The 20,149-nt window shown below is 69.1% G+C and carries 21 protein-coding genes; 11 read left to right on the top strand and 10 right to left on the bottom strand.

Translation table 11 applies throughout. The features are described 5' to 3' along the window. Positions 1 to 18: 18 nt before the first annotated feature. Positions 19 to 558 carry a DinB family protein gene (locus J4030_RS07320; RefSeq protein ID WP_208048555.1) on the bottom strand — a complete coding sequence of 180 codons (540 nt, stop codon included), beginning with the start codon at positions 556 to 558 and terminating at the stop codon, positions 19 to 21. 271 nt (positions 559 to 829) lie between these two features. On the opposite strand from J4030_RS07320, the gene J4030_RS07325 reads away from it, so the two are divergent. The 3 genes from J4030_RS07325 to J4030_RS07335 are packed head-to-tail and all read left to right on the top strand — an operon-like array spanning position 830 to position 3,425. Further along, positions 830 to 1,924, top strand: a complete 1,095-nt coding sequence (locus J4030_RS07325; protein ID WP_208048556.1) for an acyl-CoA desaturase — start codon at positions 830 to 832, stop codon at positions 1,922 to 1,924. Between the two features lie 53 nt (positions 1,925 to 1,977). After that, positions 1,978 to 2,544: an AAA family ATPase gene (locus J4030_RS07330; RefSeq protein WP_208048557.1), complete on the top strand. Its 567-nt coding sequence runs from the start codon at positions 1,978 to 1,980 to the stop codon at positions 2,542 to 2,544. Beyond that, positions 2,541 to 3,425, top strand: a complete 885-nt coding sequence (locus J4030_RS07335; RefSeq protein ID WP_208048558.1) for a hypothetical protein — start codon at positions 2,541 to 2,543, stop codon at positions 3,423 to 3,425. The genes J4030_RS07330 and J4030_RS07335 overlap by 4 nt, the downstream gene beginning before the upstream one ends. On the opposite strand, the gene fahA is transcribed toward J4030_RS07335, so the two are convergent. From fahA to hppD, 3 genes are read right to left on the bottom strand one after another with little or no spacing between them, the layout of a single operon-like run. Further along, on the bottom strand, positions 3,401 to 4,597 hold the full coding sequence (gene fahA, locus J4030_RS07340) for a fumarylacetoacetase (RefSeq protein WP_243762993.1): 1,197 nt from the start codon (positions 4,595 to 4,597) through the stop codon (positions 3,401 to 3,403). The two genes, J4030_RS07335 and fahA, sit on opposite strands and share 25 nt — an antisense overlap. Further along, the gene (locus J4030_RS07345; RefSeq protein ID WP_208048560.1) at positions 4,594 to 5,799 is read right to left on the bottom strand and encodes a homogentisate 1,2-dioxygenase; all 1,206 of its coding nucleotides are present in this window, start codon (positions 5,797 to 5,799) and stop codon (positions 4,594 to 4,596) included. Before J4030_RS07345 ends, fahA begins: the two co-directional genes overlap by 4 nt. A 22-nt stretch (positions 5,800 to 5,821) precedes the next feature. Next, the gene (gene hppD, locus J4030_RS07350; protein WP_208048561.1) at positions 5,822 to 7,027 is read right to left on the bottom strand and encodes a 4-hydroxyphenylpyruvate dioxygenase; all 1,206 of its coding nucleotides are present in this window, start codon (positions 7,025 to 7,027) and stop codon (positions 5,822 to 5,824) included. Between the two features lie 130 nt (positions 7,028 to 7,157). Between hppD and J4030_RS07355 the strand changes: the two genes are divergently transcribed. Then, positions 7,158 to 7,676, top strand: a complete 519-nt coding sequence (locus tag J4030_RS07355) for an Lrp/AsnC family transcriptional regulator (RefSeq protein ID WP_208048562.1) — start codon at positions 7,158 to 7,160, stop codon at positions 7,674 to 7,676. 70 nt (positions 7,677 to 7,746) lie between these two features. On the opposite strand, the gene J4030_RS07360 is transcribed toward J4030_RS07355, so the two are convergent. Then, on the bottom strand, positions 7,747 to 8,454 hold the full coding sequence (locus J4030_RS07360; protein ID WP_208048563.1) for an esterase family protein: 708 nt from the start codon (positions 8,452 to 8,454) through the stop codon (positions 7,747 to 7,749). Between the two features lie 64 nt (positions 8,455 to 8,518). Here J4030_RS07360 and J4030_RS07365 point away from each other — a divergent pair, with 64 nt between their 5' ends. Next, positions 8,519 to 9,151: a hypothetical protein gene (locus J4030_RS07365; protein ID WP_208048564.1), complete on the top strand. Its 633-nt coding sequence runs from the start codon at positions 8,519 to 8,521 to the stop codon at positions 9,149 to 9,151. Positions 9,152 to 9,331: 180 nt separating this feature from the next. Here J4030_RS07365 and J4030_RS07370 read toward each other — a convergent pair whose 3' ends face one another. Beyond that, positions 9,332 to 10,114, bottom strand: a complete 783-nt coding sequence (locus J4030_RS07370; protein WP_208048565.1) for an alpha/beta fold hydrolase — start codon at positions 10,112 to 10,114, stop codon at positions 9,332 to 9,334. Positions 10,115 to 10,420: 306 nt separating this feature from the next. Here J4030_RS07370 and J4030_RS07375 point away from each other — a divergent pair, with 306 nt between their 5' ends. Continuing rightward, positions 10,421 to 10,831: an ester cyclase gene (locus J4030_RS07375; protein ID WP_208048566.1), complete on the top strand. Its 411-nt coding sequence runs from the start codon at positions 10,421 to 10,423 to the stop codon at positions 10,829 to 10,831. 64 nt (positions 10,832 to 10,895) lie between these two features. Beyond that, on the top strand, positions 10,896 to 11,360 hold the full coding sequence (locus J4030_RS07380) for a hypothetical protein (protein ID WP_208048567.1): 465 nt from the start codon (positions 10,896 to 10,898) through the stop codon (positions 11,358 to 11,360). A 317-nt stretch (positions 11,361 to 11,677) separates the two neighbouring features. On the opposite strand, the gene J4030_RS07385 is transcribed toward J4030_RS07380, so the two are convergent. Further along, positions 11,678 to 13,477: a glycoside hydrolase family 15 protein gene (locus J4030_RS07385; RefSeq protein WP_208048568.1), complete on the bottom strand. Its 1,800-nt coding sequence runs from the start codon at positions 13,475 to 13,477 to the stop codon at positions 11,678 to 11,680. Between the two features lie 184 nt (positions 13,478 to 13,661). On the opposite strand from J4030_RS07385, the gene J4030_RS07390 reads away from it, so the two are divergent. Then, entirely contained in the window at positions 13,662 to 14,429 is a 768-nt protein-coding gene (locus tag J4030_RS07390) for an SDR family NAD(P)-dependent oxidoreductase (RefSeq protein ID WP_208048569.1), read from the top strand. Positions 14,430 to 14,535: 106 nt separating this feature from the next. Further along, entirely contained in the window at positions 14,536 to 15,288 is a 753-nt protein-coding gene (locus J4030_RS07395; RefSeq protein WP_208048570.1) for an MIP/aquaporin family protein, read from the top strand. A 54-nt stretch (positions 15,289 to 15,342) separates the two neighbouring features. Here J4030_RS07395 and J4030_RS07400 read toward each other — a convergent pair whose 3' ends face one another. Genes J4030_RS07400 through J4030_RS07410 form a run of 3 tightly spaced genes read right to left on the bottom strand, consistent with a single transcriptional unit; the run spans position 15,343 to position 18,190 of the window. Next, complete coding sequence (locus J4030_RS07400; RefSeq protein WP_208048712.1) at positions 15,343 to 16,326, bottom strand: NAD(P)-dependent alcohol dehydrogenase; 984 nt, start codon at positions 16,324 to 16,326, stop codon at positions 15,343 to 15,345. Positions 16,327 to 16,383: 57 nt separating this feature from the next. After that, positions 16,384 to 17,142, bottom strand: coding sequence for an iron-sulfur cluster assembly protein (locus tag J4030_RS07405; RefSeq protein ID WP_208048571.1), 759 nt, complete (start codon positions 17,140 to 17,142; stop codon positions 16,384 to 16,386). A gap of 4 nt (positions 17,143 to 17,146) precedes the next feature. Beyond that, positions 17,147 to 18,190 carry an amidohydrolase family protein gene (locus J4030_RS07410; RefSeq protein ID WP_208048572.1) on the bottom strand — a complete coding sequence of 348 codons (1,044 nt, stop codon included), beginning with the start codon at positions 18,188 to 18,190 and terminating at the stop codon, positions 17,147 to 17,149. A 139-nt stretch (positions 18,191 to 18,329) separates the two neighbouring features. On the opposite strand from J4030_RS07410, the gene J4030_RS07415 reads away from it, so the two are divergent. Further along, the gene (locus J4030_RS07415) at positions 18,330 to 19,766 is read left to right on the top strand and encodes a helix-turn-helix domain-containing protein (protein WP_307864606.1); all 1,437 of its coding nucleotides are present in this window, start codon (positions 18,330 to 18,332) and stop codon (positions 19,764 to 19,766) included. A gap of 20 nt (positions 19,767 to 19,786) precedes the next feature. Next, positions 19,787 to 20,116 (top strand): putative quinol monooxygenase, encoded by a 330-nt coding sequence (locus J4030_RS07420; protein ID WP_208048573.1) that lies wholly within the window; start codon positions 19,787 to 19,789, stop codon positions 20,114 to 20,116. The last annotated feature ends 33 nt before the right edge of the window (positions 20,117 to 20,149 follow it).

The raw sequence follows: 20,149 nt of genomic DNA on the forward strand, positions 1-20,149 counted from the left end.
TGACCCGCGACCGCCGGGTCAGTAGCCGGTGCGGCCGTCGACCGTCTCCCGTAACAGGTCCACGTGGCCCAGGTGCCGCGCGTACTCCTCGACGAGGTGCACGAGGATCCAGCGCAGGTTGACCTGCTGCCCGCGCCGCAGCCCACGGACCGGTGCGCCGAGATCGGTCCAGTCGGAGACGTTCGCCCGGCACCGTTCGACCTCCATGCGGTACGCCGCGACGTCGGCCTGCGCGGTCGCCGGGTCGACGTCGTCGAAGTCGCCGTCCGGACTCTGCTCGGTGCAGTAGTAGTCGGGCACGTCCTGCTCGTCCCGCAGCACGACCCGCAGCCAGTAGGCCTCCACCTCGGTCAGATGCCGGACGACCCCGAGCAGACTCATCCCGGACGGCGGCACCGAACGGCGGCAGAGCTGCTCGGCGTCCAGGCCCGCGATCTTCAGCAGGACCGTCTCGCGATAGAGCTCCAGCCAGTGCTCCAGCACGACGCGTTCGGCGCCGGTCATCGGACCGTCGGACCGTGTGTCGGGCAGGTCGGCCACCACGGGCTCGCTCGTCATGCGGCGACCGTGCCACCCCGGTTCTGCACTCCGCAAACCCTTTTCGCGCCCCGTGACGCGGGGCACACCGACGTACGAGAGACCCGGTCGTCGACGGGTACGATTCGAGGTAGTGGGCGCCTCCCCGGACCCGGATCTCCCTGTCATCACAGCTCGATCTGTGTGGTCCTCTACGGTCGCCATCTCCCTCGCTGAACCCAGCGACACCCGGCCCGGCATGGCTATACGTGAAGGGTCGCCGCGCTCCCAGCCGGCCCCGGAAAGTCACGACATGCCTGGCTCCTCCGACGCCGTCAGCACCCTGCCCCCGCCGCCACCCGCGACGGCGAGCGGCACCAGCTCGTTCACCGCGCTGGCCCGCCAGGTCACCGATCTGGGTCTGATGCGCCGCCGCTACGGCTACTACTGGAGCAAGCTGGTCGGTGCCGTCGTCGTGCTGGCCGCATGGGTCGCGGCGTTCGTGTGGATCGGCGACAGCTGGTGGCAGCTCGCCTGGGCCGGCGTCCTGGCCGTCATCCTCACCCAGATCGCGTTCCTCGGCCACGATGCCGCGCATCGGCAGATCTTCAAGTCCGGCCGGTGGAACGACTGGGTCAGTCTCATCGTGGCCGACCTGCTCGTCGGGATCAGCCACGGCTGGTGGCGCGGCAAGCACAACCGCCACCACGCCAACCCCAACAAAGAGGGCTACGACCCCGATCTGGCCCTGGGCAGTCTGGCGCTGACGCCCGACGCGGCCACCCGCCCGCGGCCTCGCGTCATTCGCTGGTTGGTCGACCACCAGGGGTGGTACTTCTTCCCGCTGACCCTGCTCGAGGGGTTGTCCCTGCATTGGAGCGGCATCCGCCGGGTGGCCTCCCGCGACAGGGTGGAACGACGCTGGACGGAGGTGGCGTTCCTAACGATCCGCCTCCCCCTGCTGCCCGCGCTCTTCTTCTGGGTGCTGTCGCCCGGCAAGGCGCTGGCCTGCCTGGCGCTGCAGCTGGCCGTCTTCGGCGTCTACATGGGTGCGTCCTTCGCGCCCAACCACATCGGGATGCCGCTGGTGTCCGCCCGGCTCAAGTTGGACTTCCTGCAGCGTCAGGTGCTGGTCAGCCGCAACATCCGGGGCGGTCCCGCGGTCTCGATCGCGATGGGCGGGCTGAACTACCAGATCGAGCACCACCTCTTCCCGTCGATCGCCCGGCCGCACCTGCGCAAGATCCAGCCCCTCGTGGCCGCGCACTGCGCCGCCGAGGGCATCCCCTACACCCAGACCGATCTGTGGACGGCGTACCGGCACGTCATCGGGCACCTCAACACCGTCGGTGTACGCGGGTCGGACCCGTTCGTGTGTCCGCTGGTCGCCCAGCGCCGCGCACTCTGACCGATCCCAGTGACGGACCCCCCGCGCGTAGACGTCATGCGTAGGGTCGATCCGTGTTGCGCGCCGAAGATCCGTTGCCCCGGCGACCTCGGCGCATCCTGGTCGCCGGAGTGTCCGGCACCGGTAAGACCACGCTCGCCGGGCGGGTGGCCCAGGCGACCGGCGTACCGCACACCGAGATCGACTCGCTCTTCCACGGGCCCGACTGGACGCCGCGCCCGCAGTTCATGGCCGAGGTGAGCGCACTCGTCGCAGGACCCTGCTGGATCACCGAGTGGCAGTACGGCGAGGCGCGACCCCTGCTCGCCGAGCACGCGGATCTGCTGATCTGGCTCGACCTGCCGTTCACCCGGGTCACCCTGCCGCGCGTCGTCCGTCGCACGCTGCGACGCCGGCTGCAGCGAGAAGAGCTGTGGAACGGCAACGTCGAACCACCGTTGCGCACGATCCTGCACGACCCCGAGCACATCGTCCGCTGGGCGGTGCGCATCCGCCGCAAGTACCGGACCCTCGTTCCCGACCTCGAGGGGGCACGGCCCGACCTTGCCATCGTCAGGCTCCGGACCACCGCCGAGGTCGAGCGTTGGCTACGCGGACCGCTGCGCGAGGCGCTCGGATGACCACGTTGGACAAGGATCCGGACGCATCGCAGGGACGCCGGTGGCTGGGCGACCTACCGGAGGAGTTGCACCGGCAGCGGGCGATGCTGACCCTGCTCCTCGACCTCTGTGTGGCGACGCCGTCGATCACCTCGTTGTCCGTCGGCTGCTCGCTCGGCCGCGGCGCCGGGGATGCCCTGTCGGATGTCGATGCGGCCCTGGGGGTCGATGCCTCCCGTGGCGAGGACGGCGCACGCGAGGTGTCGGGTGTCGAGCACGCCGTCGTGGCCGCGCTGTCGCAGGGCCAACCGCCAGTGGGCGTGCTGCGCGACAGGGTCGGACCCGCGGACAGATTCGTCCGGCGGCTCTTCGCCCAGTTCCGGGACGGCACACAACTCGATCTGGCGATCATGGCCGAAGCCGAGGTGCGCCGGGGTGCCTCCGCGCCGGACTTCGTGCCGTTGTACGTCTCGTCCGCGACGAGCAGCTCGCCGGCGAGGGCGTACCCTCCCGCGGACACTGCGACCGCGGAACAGATCCATGACTGGACGTTCCTCGGCTGGTCCGCGCTCGCCGACCTGGACAAGTACCTGCAGCGAGGGTCGGCGTGGGAGGCGCATTCCCGCCTGCACGAGGCGCGTCACCGGGTGTGGCAGCTCTGGGCGGCGGCCAACGGTGCGACGTACCCCTGGCACGGGCTCTCCCAGGTGCTGGACGAGGACCCGCACCACCTGCCGTCCGGCATCGACGCCACCGTCGCAGGGCTGGATCTCGTGGATCTTCGGCGCGCGGCGCGGGCTACCGCCGACGTCCTCGCCCGGGTCAGCGGGCTGGCGGCGGACACGCACGACGCGACCCTGCCCACCGAGATGGCGCGCTACGTCACCGACCGACTGGGATGAACGATGCCGCGCACCTCGCCCAGCGAGATGCGCGTGCCGCCCGCGCCGGGTGCCGTCGCGCTGATGACGACCTCGTCGCCGTCCTGCAGGAACGCGCGAGTCGTGCCGTCTTCCAACGGGAACGGCTCGCGACCGCCGTTCGACAGTTCGAGCAGCGACCCGGCCTGCCGCTCGCCGGGCCCGCTCACGGTGCCGGACGCGTAGAGGTCGCCGGTGCGCACCGACGCGCCGTTCACGCTCAGGTGCGCCAGCATCTGCGCGGGCGTCCAGTACATCCCGGCGTACGGCGGCTCGCTGATCACCTCTCCGTTCAACCGCACCTGCAGCTGCAGGTCCAGACCCCAGGGCGGGTGGTCCGCGTCGTCGAGGTAGGGCAGCACCGGTACGTCGCGTGCCGGCGGGGCGGTGCGGGCGTGTTCCAGTGCGGCCAACGGCACCACCCATGGCGAGATGGACGTCGCGAAGGACTTGCCGAGGAACGGGCCGAGCGGCACGTACTCCCAGGCCTGCAGGTCACGGGCCGACCAGTCGTTGACCAGCACGACCCCGAAGACGTGCTGATCGAAGTCGCCCAGGCCCACCGGCTCGCCGAGCGCGGACGGCGTACCCACCACGAAGCCCACCTCCGCCTCGATGTCGAGGCGGGTCGAGGGCCCGAAGACGACCTCGCCCTCCGGCGTACGCCGCTGCCCGCACGGCCGCACGATCGGCGTCCCGGACGGCACGACGGTGCCGGCCCGTCCGTGGTAGCCGATCGGCAGGTGCTTCCAGTTCGGGGTCAGCGCGTCGCCGTCCGGGCGGAAGATGCGCCCGACCGCGGTGGCGTGCTGCTCGCTGGCGTAGAAGTCGACGTAGTCGGCGACGGCGAACGACGCGAGCATCCGTACGTCGGCCGCCGGGAGGAAGTGCTCTCCAAGGGCCGCCCTGATGCGGGGATCATTCACCCACCCCTCGACCGCGGAGCGCACGGTCGCCCAGGCATCCGGGCCGGCCCCAAGGAACCGGTCCAGCGTCCCGGCGGCGAACACCTCGGCGTACGCCGGGAGACGCTGCGCCGATGCCGCGGTCAGATCCAGCACCTGGTCGTCGACCGCGACGCCGACCCGCGGGCGCGGATCCTGGATCGTGCAGAAGGATCCGTACGGCAGGGTCCGCAACCCGAACGACGTCATCCCTTCGGACCGCGCCCCGACCACGACCATGCGTACGCGCCGTCGTCGGATGCGGTGCCGCCCTCACCGAGCGCGAGCGGCCGGAAGGTGTCGACCATGACCGCCAGCTCGTCGAAGTACTCCATGCCGAGGCTGCCCTCGATGGCGCTCGGCTGCGGCCCGTGGCTGTGCCCGCCCGGGTGCACGCTGATCGACCCCTTGCCGATGCCGCTGCCCTTCCGCGCCTCGTAGTCGCCGTCGACGTAGAACATGATCTCGTCGCTGTCGACGTTGGAGTGGTAGTACGGCACCGGGATCGACAACGGGTGGTAGTCGACCTTGCGCGGCACGAAGTTGCAGATCACGAAGCCGGAGCCCTCGAAGACCTGGTGCACCGGCGGGGGCTGGTGCACCCGGCCGGTGATCGGCTCGAAGTCGGCGACGTTGAACGCGTACGGGTAGAGGCAGCCGTCCCAGCCGACCACGTCGAACGGGTGCTGGGGTACGACGTGCACGGTGCCCGCCAGACCGCCCGGGCCGTCGCCGCGGTGCTTGAGGTAGACCTCGACGTCGGTCTCCTCGACGACCCGTGGCTCGGTCGGCGGGCGCAGGTCGCGCTCGCAGTACGGCGAGTGCTCCAGGAACTGGCCGAACTTCGAGAGGTACCGCTTCGGCGGCCCGATGTGCCCGTTCGCCTCGATCGCGTACAGCCGCAGCGGCCCGTCGCCCGTGGGCACCCACCGGTGGGTGGTCGACCGCGGGAGCAGCACGTAGTCGCCGGGTCCGACCGTGAGGTCGCCGAAGACCGTCTCCACCACGGCGGTGCCGGCCTCGACGAAGACACACTCGTCGCCGACCGCGTTGCGGTAGAGCGGCGAGGTCTTCCCCACCACGGCGTAGCTGATCCGTACGTCGCCGTTGCCGAGCACCAGCCGGCGGCCGGTCACCGCGTCCAACGACCGCCATCCGTCACCGGGGAAAAGATCGTGCAGCTTCAGGTGCCGGGGCAGCAGCGGCTGGTTGGGCGTCGTGCTCTGATCCGGCAGCTCCCAGGCGCGCACGTCGACCAGGGACGACGGCACTCCCGCGTGGTAGAGCAGGCTCGAGTCGGAGCTGAACCCCTCCTCGCCCATCAACTCCTCGCGGTAGAGGCTCCCGTCGGGTGCCCGGTGCTGGGTGTGGCGCTTGGGCGGGATCGAGCCCGCCGCGCGGTAGTGGGCCATGTCTCCTCCGGTCCGCGGGCGATCAGGCGTTGCCGCGTAGTTCCTGCTCGCGCTCGATGGCCTCGAAGAGCGCCTTGAAGTTGCCCTTGCCGAAGCCGAGCGACCCGTGCCGCTCGATGAGCTCGAAGAACACCGTAGGGCGGTCGCCGAGTGGGCGGGTGAAGATCTGCAGCAGGTAGCCGTCCTCGTCGCGGTCGACCAGGATGCCGCGCTTCTGCAGCTCCTCGATCGGCACCCGCACCTGCCCGATGCGCTCGCGCAGCTCGGCATCCTCGTAATAGGTGTCGGGGGTGGCGAGGAACTGCACGCCGCGGGCGCTCAGCACGTCGACGGTCTGCAGGATGTCGTTGGTCGCGAGCGCGATGTGCTGGGCGCCCGCGCCGTCGTAGAACTCCAGGAACTCATCGATCTGGCTCTTGCGCTTGCCCGGCGCCGGTTCGTTGAGTGGGAACTTCACCCGGTGGTTGCCGCTGGCGACCACCTTGGACATCAGCGCCGAGTAGTCGGTGGCGATGTCCTCGCCGATGAACTCGGCCATGTTGGTGAAGCCCATGACGCGGTTGTAGTAGTCGACCCACTCGTCCATCGCGCCCAGCTCGACGTTGCCGACCACGTGGTCGACGGCCTGGAAGAGGCGCTTGGGCGATCCCTCCGGGTGGACGACCTGGGAGGTGCGCTCGACGTAGCCGGGAAGGTAGACACCCGTGTATGCCGACCGGTCCACCAGCGTGTGGCGGGTGTCGCCGTACGCCGCGATGGACGCCATCCGCACCGTGCCGTGCTCGTCGGTCAGGTCGTGCGGCTCGGTCAGGATCGTCGCGCCGACCTTGCGCGCGTGCTCGATGCAGCGGTCGACGTCGGTGACCTGCAGGGCGATGTCGCTGATGCCGTCACCGTGCTTGGCGTGGTGATCGACGAGAGGCCCGCCCGGTCGCACAGACCCCTCGATCACGAAACGCGCCGCGCCCGAACGCAGTACGAAGGACGTCTTGGACCGTTCCCCTGTCTCCGGTCCCGCATAGGCGACCAACTCCATGCCGTAGACGACCTGCATCAGCTGCGCCGTCGCGGTGGCGTTGCCGACCACCCACACCAGCGCGTCCCATCCCACGATGGGGAAGCTGTCGGCCGACGCGTCGTAATCCACCAGCCCGACCAGCTTCTCGAGCTGCTCGTGGCTGAGCCCGGCCAGCTGCTCCTGGTCGGTGAGGGTGTCCTGGATCGTCATCGCGCCTCCGTGCGGTTCGTGCTGTGTGGCAGGTCACAGCCATTGCAGCGCCTTGGTGTTGCGGTGCGCAAGTGAGGTGTCTGCAGGTGCCTCGATTGCGCAATCGGCACGCTGTCTGCACACTCCAGCTATGCAGAATGCGCATCCGGATGCCCGCCCGCTCCTGGACGACCTCGACGTCACTCTGCTGGAACTGCTGACCGAGCACCCCCGCATCGGCGTCCTGGAGCTGTCGCGGTTGGTCGGGGTCACTCGCGCCACCGTCGGCGCCCGGATGGACAAGCTGCGCGCGTCCGGGGTCGTGACGGGCTACGGCCCGCAGCTCGACGTCGTCGCGGCGGGCTATCCGGTGCAGGCGATGGTCACTCTGGAGATCGCCCAGGGTGACCTCGACACGGTGGCCGCGCTGCTGCAGGAGATGCCGGGCGTGCTGGAGGCGTACTCGACCACCGGCACCGGCGACGTCGTGGTCCGGCTCGCCGCCGCGTCCAACGACGACCTGCAGCAGTCACTGCTCGTGCTCGGCCAGTCCGAGGCGGTACGCCGCTCGACCTCGGTCGTCGTACTCGCGACGGTCGTCAGCGCGCGCGCCCTGCCTCTGTTGCGCCGCGACGTGCCTCCCGTGCGTACGCCGCGCGCCTCCCGCTGAATCGCCGACTACCCGGGCGAGGTCGCCAGGAATCCGATCGATGGTGTGCCCCGGGCTCGTCCGTGCCGGGTCAGGACCCGAACGCCCACGCCACCATCCGGGGGAACTCCTCCGCCCAGAAGGGGTCGCCATGCCCGCCGGCCCGCTCCGTCATCACGACGTCAGCGCCGGCATCCCGCAACGCATCCGCCCAACGGATCGCGTTGCCACGGAAGAACGGCTCGCGCGTCCCGGCGACGACGTAGGTGCGTGGCAGGGCACGCGGCATCACGGCAGGCGGACGGTAACCGGCGCCCGGAGAAGCGGAGAACACCGCGCCGTAGATGTCGGCGTGACGAAGCCCCATGGCGATCGAGAACTCGCCACTCGCGGACACGCCGCACACAGCGGTGCGCTCAGCCGGCGTCGCGACGCCGAAGCGCGAGCGCACCCACCGACGGATGTCCTCCACGAAGAACTTCTCGTGCGCCGCGAAGCGCTGCGCGTCGAAAGGCGGCGAGTATTCACGAAGGCGCGCCATCTCGTCCTCATCGTCCGCCCGGTGCGCGCCGACGATCATCGTGGGCGGCACATCGGCCGCCTCGAGGTAGCCGCCCCACTGCGAGATCAGCTGCCCGTCACCGGCGAACACCACCGCCTCGGGAGGATCCGGCGGGAGGTACACCGTGACCTGCCGACCCCCGTCGTACTCGAAGGTCTCCGTGACCAGCTCCCCGGCGATCGGATCGACCCCCACGGGACCCGAACCGTTCGCATTGTGGTCCGCTCGATCGTTCATGAATCGATCATGTCGCGGGCCGACGTGGGCGGGCAGGGTGCGAGCTCACCCGAAGGTCGATGCAATGGACGACGCCCGTCGCGACAGCGGGGTGCCGGAGACTGTGCGGGTGCACAAGGTGATCCTGCGACCGCGATTCGGTTGGACCGCCGGCGTGGTGGTCACGACCGGCGTTCTGTGCCTCCTGGCAGGTGCCGGTTTCGTCGTTGCCCTGGTCTCCACAGATGTCCCGGTCGATCCTCTCGCGGTGGTGCTGGCCGTTCTGGCCCTCGGGTTCGGTGCGACAGCAATGCCGCTATTACTGATCGGCCGCACGGGACGACTTCACCTCGACGCCGAAGGCCTGCGAATCGAGCACCCGGCATTGCTGCGTCGACCGTGGGATCTGCCGGGCACCAGCATCCGGTTCGCGCGCTACGCCCCACCCCGATTCAGCGGCAGATGGACATTGGGGCTCGCACCGTCCCACGACAGAATCGAGATTCGCTTCCGAGAACCCTTCCCCACCATGCCGATCCGGTACAGATTTCTGATCTACGCGGCGGTCACGGCCAGCGGTGCGCCGGCGACCTTGCCGGTGCCCGGCGTCCGGATCGAGGCGCTCACCATCCGAGTCGATCTGGACTTCACCGACCGGTACTTCCTCGACCGCCTGACGTTCCCGTCTGAGACAAGGACCGCGACGGCGGTCGATTGACGCGATCGCGAAGGCTTCAAGCAAGCGACTGAGCTTCCTCCCCCGCACGTCCGAATCCGAACCGGGAACAAATCCGGAGGAGGCCAAGGCGCCGTCACCGGCCGCTCGAAACCGAGGCGCCGTAGGCGGATCCGCTTAACGGCGAACGCTGCTCTCACCGGTCGAGGCCGGCAACCGATCTCACGCGGTGCTGTCGAGGATCAGCCGGACCGCTTCGTCGGGTGCGTCCCACTGCGGGAAGTGACCGCACCGCTCGAACCAGTGCAGCACAGCGTCGGGGAACAGCTCCGTGGCACGTGCGGCCTGTCCCGGCACGGTCACCAGGTCCCGGCGCCCCCACCCGATCGTGACCCGGCCGGGCACGGTGCCAGCCGGGGCACCCTGTTGCTTGGGCCCCTTGATCAGGGCGTTCAAGGCGGCCCCGGTCGACGGCGAGTCGGCCAACCCGCGCACGTCCGGAAGTACGGTCTCGGGCGAGAGCGCCCACGGCCGCGCAGACAACTGCGCCAGCAGAAGGGTCCTTCCCGCAGAAGTGCCGAGCAGTGCTGGCAACCTGTTCCGCAGCACTTTGACCAGAGCGATCGACGGTCGCAGCGTGGCGCCGAAGACAGCGACCTCGCGGTCACTCCAGAAGCCGCCCGGGTCCAACGCCACGGTGTCGCCGCCGACTCCGCGCCGCGCGAGCTCCAGCACCATTCGGCCGCCCATCGACTGGCCGACGGTGGAGACCCCGTCCAGCCCCTGTTCGCGGATGAAGTCCGCGACGGAGTCGGTGAGGGTGGCGATCGACACCTCACCGGTCAGCGGTGGTGTCTCTCCGAAGCCCGGGAGATCGACGGCGATGACCTCACGGTGCTCGGCCAGTTCGTCCAGGATCGGAGCCCAGGACTGCCCCCCTGCGCCCAGGCCGTGCACGAGCAACAATGGGGCGCCGCTTCCGCGTCGAACATGATTCAACGTCATGCCCGCGACGTTATCCCGCCTGCGTCTCGGGCGCGGACCCCTGCCGAGGCGCCCTGGTCGAGGCCCGTGCGTACGGTCCGGGCTCGTCGATCACAGCACCGACGCGGCAGTCGCGAAGACGCCGCCAGACGAATCACGGTTCGATAAAGGCGCTGGTGGGTAACGCCATCACAGCGGTCGTCATCAACGCCGCTGTCCAGCCCGACCGGGTCGCGGTCGACGAGATCCTCGTCCGCCCCACCGACCGCATGCAGCCGTAGCGGATGCGTCCGGACCATGGCATCAACACACCGAGGAGACACTCACGTGTTCGACAAGAAGACCAACATCGCCTCGCAGGAAGCTTTCGGAGAGGCGGTCAACACCGGCAACCTGGACGCGTTCGACCAGCTCGTCGCGCCCGACGCCGTCGACCATGACCCCGCACCCGGCCAGGTCAACGGTCCCGACGGCTTCAAGACGCTCTTCTCCGACATGCGGACCGCGTTCCCTGATCTGCATGTCGAGGTCGAGACCCTCGTCGCCGACGACGACCAGGTCGCGTTCGCGTACACGCTGACCGGGACACACAACGGTCCATTCCAGGGCCACGGCGCCACCGGCAAGGCGTTCAAGGCACGTGGTGTCCAGATCAGCAAGTTCGCCGACGGCAAGCTCGTCGAACGGTGGGGCAGCAGCGACGAGCTCGGCATCATGACCCAGCTCGGCTTGGCCTGACCCAAGTCGCGACGACGCCCGCCGGCTCACGGCCTGATCATCTCCGACGGAAGAAGAGTTCATCATGACGAACGGGTTCCTACGCGGCACGATCGCCGGGGCGGCAGGCACGACCGCACTCAACGCAACGACGTACCTGGACATGGCTGTCCGCGGTCGAGGCACGAGTTCGGCACCCGAGGATCTGGTGGAGGCGGCGGCGGGCAGCGCCGGCGTCGCCATCCCCGGAACGGGTGACGAGCGGGACAACTGCCTCGCCGGACTCGGCCCGCTGTCCGGCACGGGCGTCGGCGGGGTCGCCGGAACGGTGCATCGCGCGCTGCTCAGCCGTGGCCGATCGATCCCGGCAGCGGCCGCGATCGTGCTGATCTCGGCCGCGGCGATGGCGATGTCCGACGCCCCGCTGAAGTTGTTCGGGATCAGTGATCCGGCCGACTGGAAGGGCGCGGACTGGGCCGCGGACGCGGTCCCGCACCTCGTCTACGGCGCGATCACCTACGCGACACTGCGTCTCACCGACGACGCGTAAGTCGGCTTCGCCCGAGCGCGGCCGGTGTCGGCCAACGCTGGGGCCGACTGGTCCTTCGGGTCAGGTCGGGCTCAGTTCCTCGTGGGCGACCCGTAACCGCCCGGACGGCGTGAGGACCAGCAGTCGCCGGTTGATCGCTTCACCCATGGGTGGCACCGGTCATCGAAGTGCGCGGTCGCGCCGGTCGCACGGCGTCGCAACGGGCCACGTGGTCGACCACGCACTTGTCACCGGCCCGCTGCCGCAGGGCCGTTTTGGCCGAGGGGCGGTACGCCGTGAGCCCGGCGTCCGTGAGCCACGCCCGCGGGCTCGAGTGGTCATGAACCCCGGATGGGGTGTTGGCTGTGATGGGCTTTGCCGGCGTGCAGTTGCAGCGCGCTGGTGACGAGCGGGAAATGACTGAACGCCTGAGGGGTGTTGCCGAGTTGGCGGCCGGTGGCGGGATCCCACTCCTCGCTGAGCAAGCCGACGTCGTTGCGAAGGTCAAGGAGCCGCTCGAAGAGTGCGGTCGCCTGTTCCTGTCGCCCGGCGAGGTGCAGGGCGTCGACGAGCCAGAACGAGCAGGCCAGGAACATCCCTTCGCCACCGGTCAGTCCATCGTCGGAGCCGGTGGTGTTGTAGCGCTTGACCAGCCCATCCTCGGTGAGTTCGCTCTGGATCGCGGAGATCGTGCCCAGCACCCGAGGGTCGTTCGGGGGCAGGAATCCGACACGGGGAATCATCAGCAGGCTGGCATCCAGGCCGGGTGCGCCGTACGACTGGGTGAAGGTGTTGCGATCGGCGTCGAAACCGTGGGCGATGACGTCGTCGTGGATGGTGGCACGCAGGGCCTCCCACTTCTCGACCGGTCCGTGCAGGTCGGGATGTGAGCGGACGGCGGTGGCCATCCGGTCGGCAGCGACCCAGGCCATCACCTTCGAATGGGTGAAGTGGCGGCGGGCACCGCGCATCTCCCAGAGACCGTTGTCGGGCTGGTCCCAGTTGCCCTCCAGGTGCTCCATCAGCGCGGTCTGCAGGTCCCAGGCGTCGTCCTGGTCAGCGAGACCGGCGTTGCGGGCCAACGCGAGACCGTCGAGCGTCTCCCCCCACACGTCGAGCTGCAGCTGGTCGGAAGCGGCGTTGCCGGTACGAACGGGCGTGCTGCCTTCGTACCCGGCCAGCCACGCCAGTTCTGCTTCGGGTAGTCGGCGCGTGCCATCCAGGGAGTACATGATCTGCAGATCGGCGGGATCGCCCGCCACCGCGCGGAGCAACCATTCCCGCCAGGCTCTTGCCTCGTCGAGGTACCCGGCGGAGATCAACGCCTGCAGGGTGTACGTGGAATCGCGCAACCAGCAGTAGCGGTAGTCCCAGTTGCGCGGACCCCCGATCTGTTCGGGCAGTGAGGTGGTGGCCGCTGCCACGATCCCACCGGTCGGTTGGTAGGTCAGGGCCTTCAGGGTGAGCAGCGATCGGCGTATCGCCTTGCGGTACGGACCGATCACCGGCGTACCGCGCTCGGCCCAGGCCGACCAGAACGTCGTCGTGTCGACCAGGGCCTGCTCGGCGTCGACGGTCTTCGGTGGGGGAAGGTGACTTGGGTTCCAGGTCAACACGAACGGCACCCGGTCCCCGGCCCGCACGGTGAACTCCGACACGGTGGCCAGGTCACGACCCACCGTCGGCGCAGGAGTGCGCAACCGAACCCGGTCCGGGCCGGCGATCGCCTCCATCCGGTCACCGTGGTGGCGGACCCATGGCACCACCCGCCCATAGTCGAACCGCAACCGCAGCTCGGACCGCATCGCGACCGAGCCCGAGACACCCTCCACGATGCGGACCACATCGGGTGCGTGCCCGCGCGGAGGCATGAAGTCGATGACGCGCACCGTCCCCTCCTGGCTGCGCCACTCGGTCTCCAACACCAGGGTCTCTTCGACGTACCTGCGGGTACTGCAGACCCCGCCCGTCGCGGGCGCGATAAGCCAGTGACCGGCGTCGGGAGTGTCCACCAGCGCCGCGAAACAGGCGGGAGAATCGAAGGCCGGCAGGCACAACCAATCGATCGACCCGGTCGTACTGACCAGGGCAGCGGTCTGCAGATCTCCCAGTAACGCGTAATCCTCGATGCGGCTCACCGATTGATCGTGCCAGCCCCTTGCCTTTTACGGGGACAGGTTCGTTCCTGGGTGTGCATTCAGCCCTCTGTGACAGTCTCACCGCCGTGATGCAGGTGCTGTCGTCATCGACTGACGGCTTGCATCGGCTGAGTGGCACGTCACCGAAACCCGGTCATCACGTCGACCATCACTGGGAGTTCTCATGATGTTGCAGGGCAAATCGATCGTCGTCACCGGCGGTAACAGCGGTATCGGGGAAGCAATCGTGCTGGCCGCAGCTGCGGAGGGTGCCAACGTGGTCATCGACTACGTCGCCGACCCGCAGGAGACCACCGCACTGATCGCCAAGGTCGAGGCGGCCGGGGGCCACGCCGTCGGAGTCCAGGCTGACATCACCAAGGCAGCCGACCTGCAGAAGATGATGCAGGCGGCCGTGAGCACCTACGGACGCCTGGATGTGCTGGTCAACAACGCCGGGGTCGAGACGCGCACCTCTCTGCTGGAGACCACGGAGGCCGACTTCGACAAGGTCATGGCGATCAACATGCGCAGCGCGTTCTTCGGGGCGCAGGCCGCAGCGAAGCAGTTCATCGCGCAAGGCGGGGGCGGGCTGATCCTCAACATCTCCTCGGTCCATGAGGATTGGCCGATGCCGGGCAACATCGCCTACTGCGTTTCCAAGGGCGGGATGCGCATGCTGACGCGCACGGCCGGCGTCGAGCTCGGCGCACATGACATCAGGATGATCAACATCGCTCCCGGGGCCGTCTCCACCCCCATCAACGCCTCCACCGAGGCCGACCCCGACAAGATGAAAGCACTCAATGCCGCCATCCCCTTGGGACGGATGGCGAAGTCGTCGGAGATCGCCGACGTCACGGTGTTTCTGGCCTCAGGAAAGGCCGGCTACATGACCGCCACGACTATCGTCGTCGACGGCGGAATCATGCAGGGCAGCGTCGGTCTGTAGGTATCGACGTGCTCATCCGACTCTTCCGGACCCCAGCTGAAAGCCAGCATTGACCCCAACAGCATCGGAGACACCAGCACGGGGTGGTTGGCACTGGACGCCCTGGGTGTGCGAATTCCTGGGCACCGCACTGCTCTTGGTTGGTGGCCTTTCCGCGGTGTTCCTGGATTTCGGGCCGTCCAGCCCGGTGGTCGGACATCTGCCGAGTACGTCGGCGCGGCTGCTGTTGACCGGGTTGCTCTTCGCCGGCACAGGAAGCCTGGTCGCAATCAGCCCGCTGGGACGGCGTAGCGGGGCACACCTGAATCCGGCTGTCACCCTTGCGTTCTGGACCCAACGCAAAGTGCATCCTCACGACCTTGTTGGATACATCGCCGCCCAACTGTCGGGAGCGCTCGCCGCTGCCGCCGGACTGCGCCTGGCGTGGGGACATACCGCGCGGGTCCTGCACCTGGGCGCGACCCAGCCGGGCCATGGACTGAATGCCGTCGGTGCGGCAGGGCTCGAGATGCTCATGACCGCCGCCCTGGTGCTCATGATCTTCTTCTTCACCTCTCACACCCGCACCGCACGATGGACGCCGATGGGCAACTGGGTGCTCGTCGCAGCCCTCGTGTGGCAGGGCGCCCCATACACCGGCACGAGCCTCAACCCGGCCCGCAGCCTCGCGCCTGCCCTCCTCGCCCCCCAGCTGAACGATCTGTGGGTCTATCTCCTCGGTCCCCTGACCGGGGCGCTCCTTGCCGCGGTCGTGTTCGCCGCGTTCAGAGACACCACCCCACTGACCGCGAAGCTGTTCCACGATCCCCGTTACCCCAGCACACTCGCCAGCACCCTGCCCACCTCGCCGACCCGGTAGTCGACGCCGCGGCGCGCCGGCTGTACGCCAGCGGCGGCACCCGGTGAGTATGGATCAGGGGATCAGGATCGCCCGGCCGCGGACCCTCCCGTTGTCCAGGTCGTCGACGGCCTTCTGGAAGTCGTCCAGCGGGTACTTCGCGGTGTGCAGCGTGACCTTGCCCTGCGCGGCCAGCGCCATCAGCTCCACCAGATCGTTGTAGCTGCCGACCAGGTTGCCGATGATGTTGACCTCGGTGGAGACCAGGTCGATGGTCGGCACGTCGATGTTCTCGCCGTACCCGACGATGAGGTAGTCGCCGCCCTGCCGGGTCATCGAGATGCCCTCCTTGGTCGAGCCGCCCTCGCCGACGAAGTCGATGACGACCTCCGCGCCCTTGCCGCCGGTGAGCTCCATGACCTGGTCGACCTGGCTGCCGTCGCCGACGACTGCGTGGTCGGCCCCGATCGACAGCGCGAGCTTCACCGCATCGGGGTTGCGGTCGACCACGATCAGTTCGGCCGGCGAGATCGCGTGCATCACCTGAATCCCGATGTGCCCCAGGCCTCCCGCGCCGATCACCACGCACTTGTCACCGGCCCGGAGCCGCAGCGCCGCCTTGGCCGCGGCGTGGTACGCCGTGAGCCCGGCGTCCGCGAGCGCGGCGACGTCCGCGGGTTCGAGCGCATCGTCGATCTTGACGCAGCTGCGCGCGGACGTCAGCAGGTACTCGGCGTACCCGCCGTCGGTGTCGATGCCCGGGAACTTGGAGTTCTCGCAGTGCACGTCGTCACCGGCACGGCACGCGCGACACAGCCCGCAGGTGACGAGCGGGTGCAGGATCACCTTGTCCCCCACCGCGACGTTCGTCACGGCGGACCCGATCGCGTCGACCCAGCCTGCGTTCTCGTGGCCGATCGTGTAGGGCAGCTCGACCTGCGACTTCTCGGCCCACTGACCTTCCAGGATGTGCAGGTCGGTGCGGCACACCCCGGCCCCGCCGATCCGTACGACGACGTCGTGCGGCCCGTCGGCGGTGGGCTTGTCGACCTCCCCCATCTGCAGCGGCTGGTGGTACCCGGTGACACGGACGGCTCTCACGGTGAGACCTCTTTCTCAGGACAGGACGGACAGGGGCAGCAGCGGATGGGCATCGTCGGCGCGAGGGACCTGGTCGTCCTCCGCGCCCGGATACCGGGTGGCGAGCAATCCGCGACAGAAGTGGGCGTTGCCGTCGACCGAGATGCGCACCGAACGCGCTCGCCGCAGAACAGGACTCGCCTGTTCGCGGGTCGGTCGGGTGCCGTCGTCGTTCAGCAGCACCGGTGCGTCGGCGTCGACCGGCAGACCCAGCGTGGCCCGGCGGCGTACCAGCGCCTCCGTGCCCGGGTCCTCCGGCAGGTCACCAAGGCGCACGTCGGCGAGGTCCGCCTCGGTGCGCGTCGGGTCGGCGCGCAGGTACGCCGTGAGCGCACGCTCCATCGCCGCCGTGTGCGCCTTGCGCTGGAAGGTCGCCCGCAGCTCGTCCAGGTTGTCCAGCGCCTCGTGCTTGAAGGTGCCCCGGTAGCCGGCGCCCGCGGCGAGCCCGCGATTGATCAGGTCCGAGTCGTGGTGGTCGTCCAGCTCGACGACCACCCGCTCGACACCCTCGAGCGCGGACACCGCGTCGTACGCGTCCGACACCATCAGCCATGCGAAGTTCGGCGAGCAGAACGACGTCGGCAGTCGCAGGTGCACCTCGACGCGTCCGCCGTCGACCACCACGGACGCCACGAACCCCAGATCGGTGACCGGTTCGTCGAGCTCGGGGTCGACGACGGTGTCGAGCGCGCGGCGTACGTCGTCGTACCGCACCCCGGTGAGTACCGCACTCATCCCGTCAGACCGAGGCCAGGTCGGCCGACTCGGGCTCGCGCGGACCGGTCTTCGTCTCGTCGGCATCCGGCACCTGCAGCTCGGACGGCACCGGGATGTCGTAGAGCTTCGCCGCGTTGAGGCCGAGGATCTTCTTCTTCTGCTCGACGGTGAGCTGGCCGTACTCGGTCATGTCCGACGGGATCTGGAAGTCCACAAACTGCTCCACCAGCCACTTCGGCGTCCACAGCGCGTAGTCGCTGGAGAAGAAGATGCGGTCCTCGCCGAGCCAGTAGATGAGCTCGCCGATGATCTGCGCGAAGTAGCGCGGCCGGGTGTGGATGAACGGCATCGCGACGGCGAGACCGGCGTAGACGTTCGGCTCCTGGGTGGCGATCCAGCAGAAGTCCTCCAGCCGGGGCAGGCCGCAGTGCTCGACCACGAAGTTGAGGTCGGTGAAATCGGTGGCCGCGTGGTCCACGTCGGAGACGTCGAACGCGTCCCGGTCCAGCGGGCGGATCGTCGGGCCCTTGTGCACGTGGATGTTCTTGATGCCGAGCTCCCGGCACAGCTCGAAATACCGGTAACACCACGGGTCGGACAGCTTGTACCCGCGCGAATCCCCATGCCACTCAGCGGTATAGAGCTTCACGCCCTTGAGGTCGAAGCGCTCCGCGTCGGCGCGCAGCTGGTCCAGGCCGGCCTCGCCGTTGCGCGGGTCGAAGTTGTGGTTGTACGTGAGCTTCTCGGGGTGCGCCTTCGCCAGCGCGGACGCCTCCTCGGTCTGCCCGAAGCCGTTCTTGTAGAACTCCCCGAGGTGCGCGGGCTGGAAGATGGCGTGGTCGACGTACCCGTCCTCGAACAGGTCCTTCATCAGCCGATCGCCACCCTGGTAGAGGTAGTCCTCGTACGGCCAGACCTCCGACTCCGGGCTGAGATTGCGGTGGTAGTCGAAGAAGCAGTCGATGAACTGTTTGCCGTGCACGTTGAGCTGGTTCTCCGGGCGGGCATCCCACAGCGCGACGTGCGCATCGAGGATGAAGTACTTCTCGCCGTCCTTGGTGTACATGGGTCCTCCTAGACCTGGGGTTCGCGGCAGCGGGGGACAACGCGCGCGAACGGGTTCACACTGGAGACGCTAGGTGTGATGCACACCACATCGTCCAGGTGCGGTGTCTCACTTTGAGACAGGTGCGAGGGGCGCGTCCGTGGGCGATGAACTCTCCGGACCGGCGCCGCGCGGACTCCTGCGGTCCGGTCGGATGCGTGCGTCCTGGGCTCGCAGCGAGCAGTACGGCGTCTCCCCCGAGGAGGTCGGCGAGGTGTACGCCGACCAGCTCCCGACCGGGTCGCTCTTCTTCGAATGCGGCGCCCAGGTGCTGCAGGGACTGCGCACCACCCTGGCGGACGAGCCCGTCGGCGTGATGCTGACCGACCCGCACGGCCTGGTCCTCGCGCGCTGGTCCGATGACCACCGCATCGAGCGCTCACTGGACCGGGTGCACCTGGCGCCCGGCTTCTACTACGACGAGCAGACCGCCGGCACCAACGGCCTGGCGCTGGCGCTCGTCGACCGGGTGCCGGCGATGGTGCGCGGAGCAGACCACTTCGTGGCACCGCTGCGCCGCTACACCTGCGCGGCCGCTCCCGTGATGGACCCGGACGACGGGCAGCTGCTCGGGTGCATCAACCTCACGACGTGGTCGCAGACCTCCTCGCACCTCCTCCTCGCACTCGCGCAATCAGCGTCGGCCAACACCAGCTCCCTCATGCAGGTGCGCAGCGTGGGCCTGCACGAGCGACCGGCACCGCGTGGCGAGGTCTTCCACGTGCTCACCGGCGAGCGCCCGCTCGGCGCGGACGACCCGTGCGTCTCGGCCGCCTGGCACGCCGCACGCGCCGAGACCTCGGCAGCCCTGGCGACCGGTGGCCTGGTGGCAGTGGTGGGCGAAGCGGGGAGCGGGCGTACGACGCTGGCGATGCTCGGCCGGCGCGCCGGCAACCGACGCGGCAGGGTGCTGGTCGCCCGCGCCCCGCGGTCCTCCGATGTCGCCGGATGGCTCGCGCTCTGGTCGCCGGAGCTGCGCGCCGACGACATCGGGGTCGTCGTCTCCGGGGTGGACATGCTGCCGTCGTCAGCGGCCGAGCAACTGGCGACGGACGCCGCGGGGGCGCGCCGACCGCATCCCCTCACCGTCACGGCCTCGTCCTTCGAGGCGATCCCGGCCCCGCTGCGGGAGATCGTGCACACCGTCGTCGAGGCGCCCCCGCTGAGGCATCGCGCCGAGGATGTCGCGCCCTTGGCGGCGTTCTTCACCCGGCAGTTGCGCCACCGGGATGTCGGCTTTACGCCGCGGGCGATGCGGGCGTTGGCTGCGGCGTCCTGGCCGGGCAACGTCGCCGAGCTGCGGGCCGCCGTACGCGACGCCGCCGCGCGCAGTGACCTCGTCGACGTGCGCCACCTGCCGGCCGAGGTCGTCAGCGACAGCGACCACGTCCTCACCCGGATCGAGGCTTTCGAGCGGGACGAGATCGTCCGCTGCCTGGCGGCGCCCGGTGCGACCGTCGCGCACGCGGCGACGGAGCTGGGCATGTCCCGCGCAACCCTCTACCGCAAGATCGCGAAGTATCGGATCGCGCTCTGACCCGGCGCTACAGTCGCCCGATGATCTTCATCGTGGTCAAGTGGACGATCCGGCCCGAGTCCGCGTCGCGGTGGCTGGACATCGTGGCCGACTTCACGAAGGCCACCCGCGCCGAGGACGGGTGCCTCTTCTTCGAATGGAGTCGCAGCGTGGACGCGGACGACGTCTTCACGCTGGTGGAGGCGTTCGAGGACTCCGACGCCGGCGCTCGACACGTGCAGAGCGAGCACTTCAAGACGGCGACGGCGATGCTCGGCGACCACGTGGCGTCGACGCCCCAGATCGTGAACTTCGAGACGCCCCAGCATGGTTGGGGCGAGATGGGCGAGATCACCCCGACCCACGCCTGACCCGCGCCCCCTCCCGCCGAGTGGCATACATAT

This window comes from Allobranchiibius sp. CTAmp26 (assembly GCF_017565405.1).
In the GTDB taxonomy this organism is placed as follows: domain Bacteria; phylum Actinomycetota; class Actinomycetes; order Actinomycetales; family Dermatophilaceae; genus Allobranchiibius.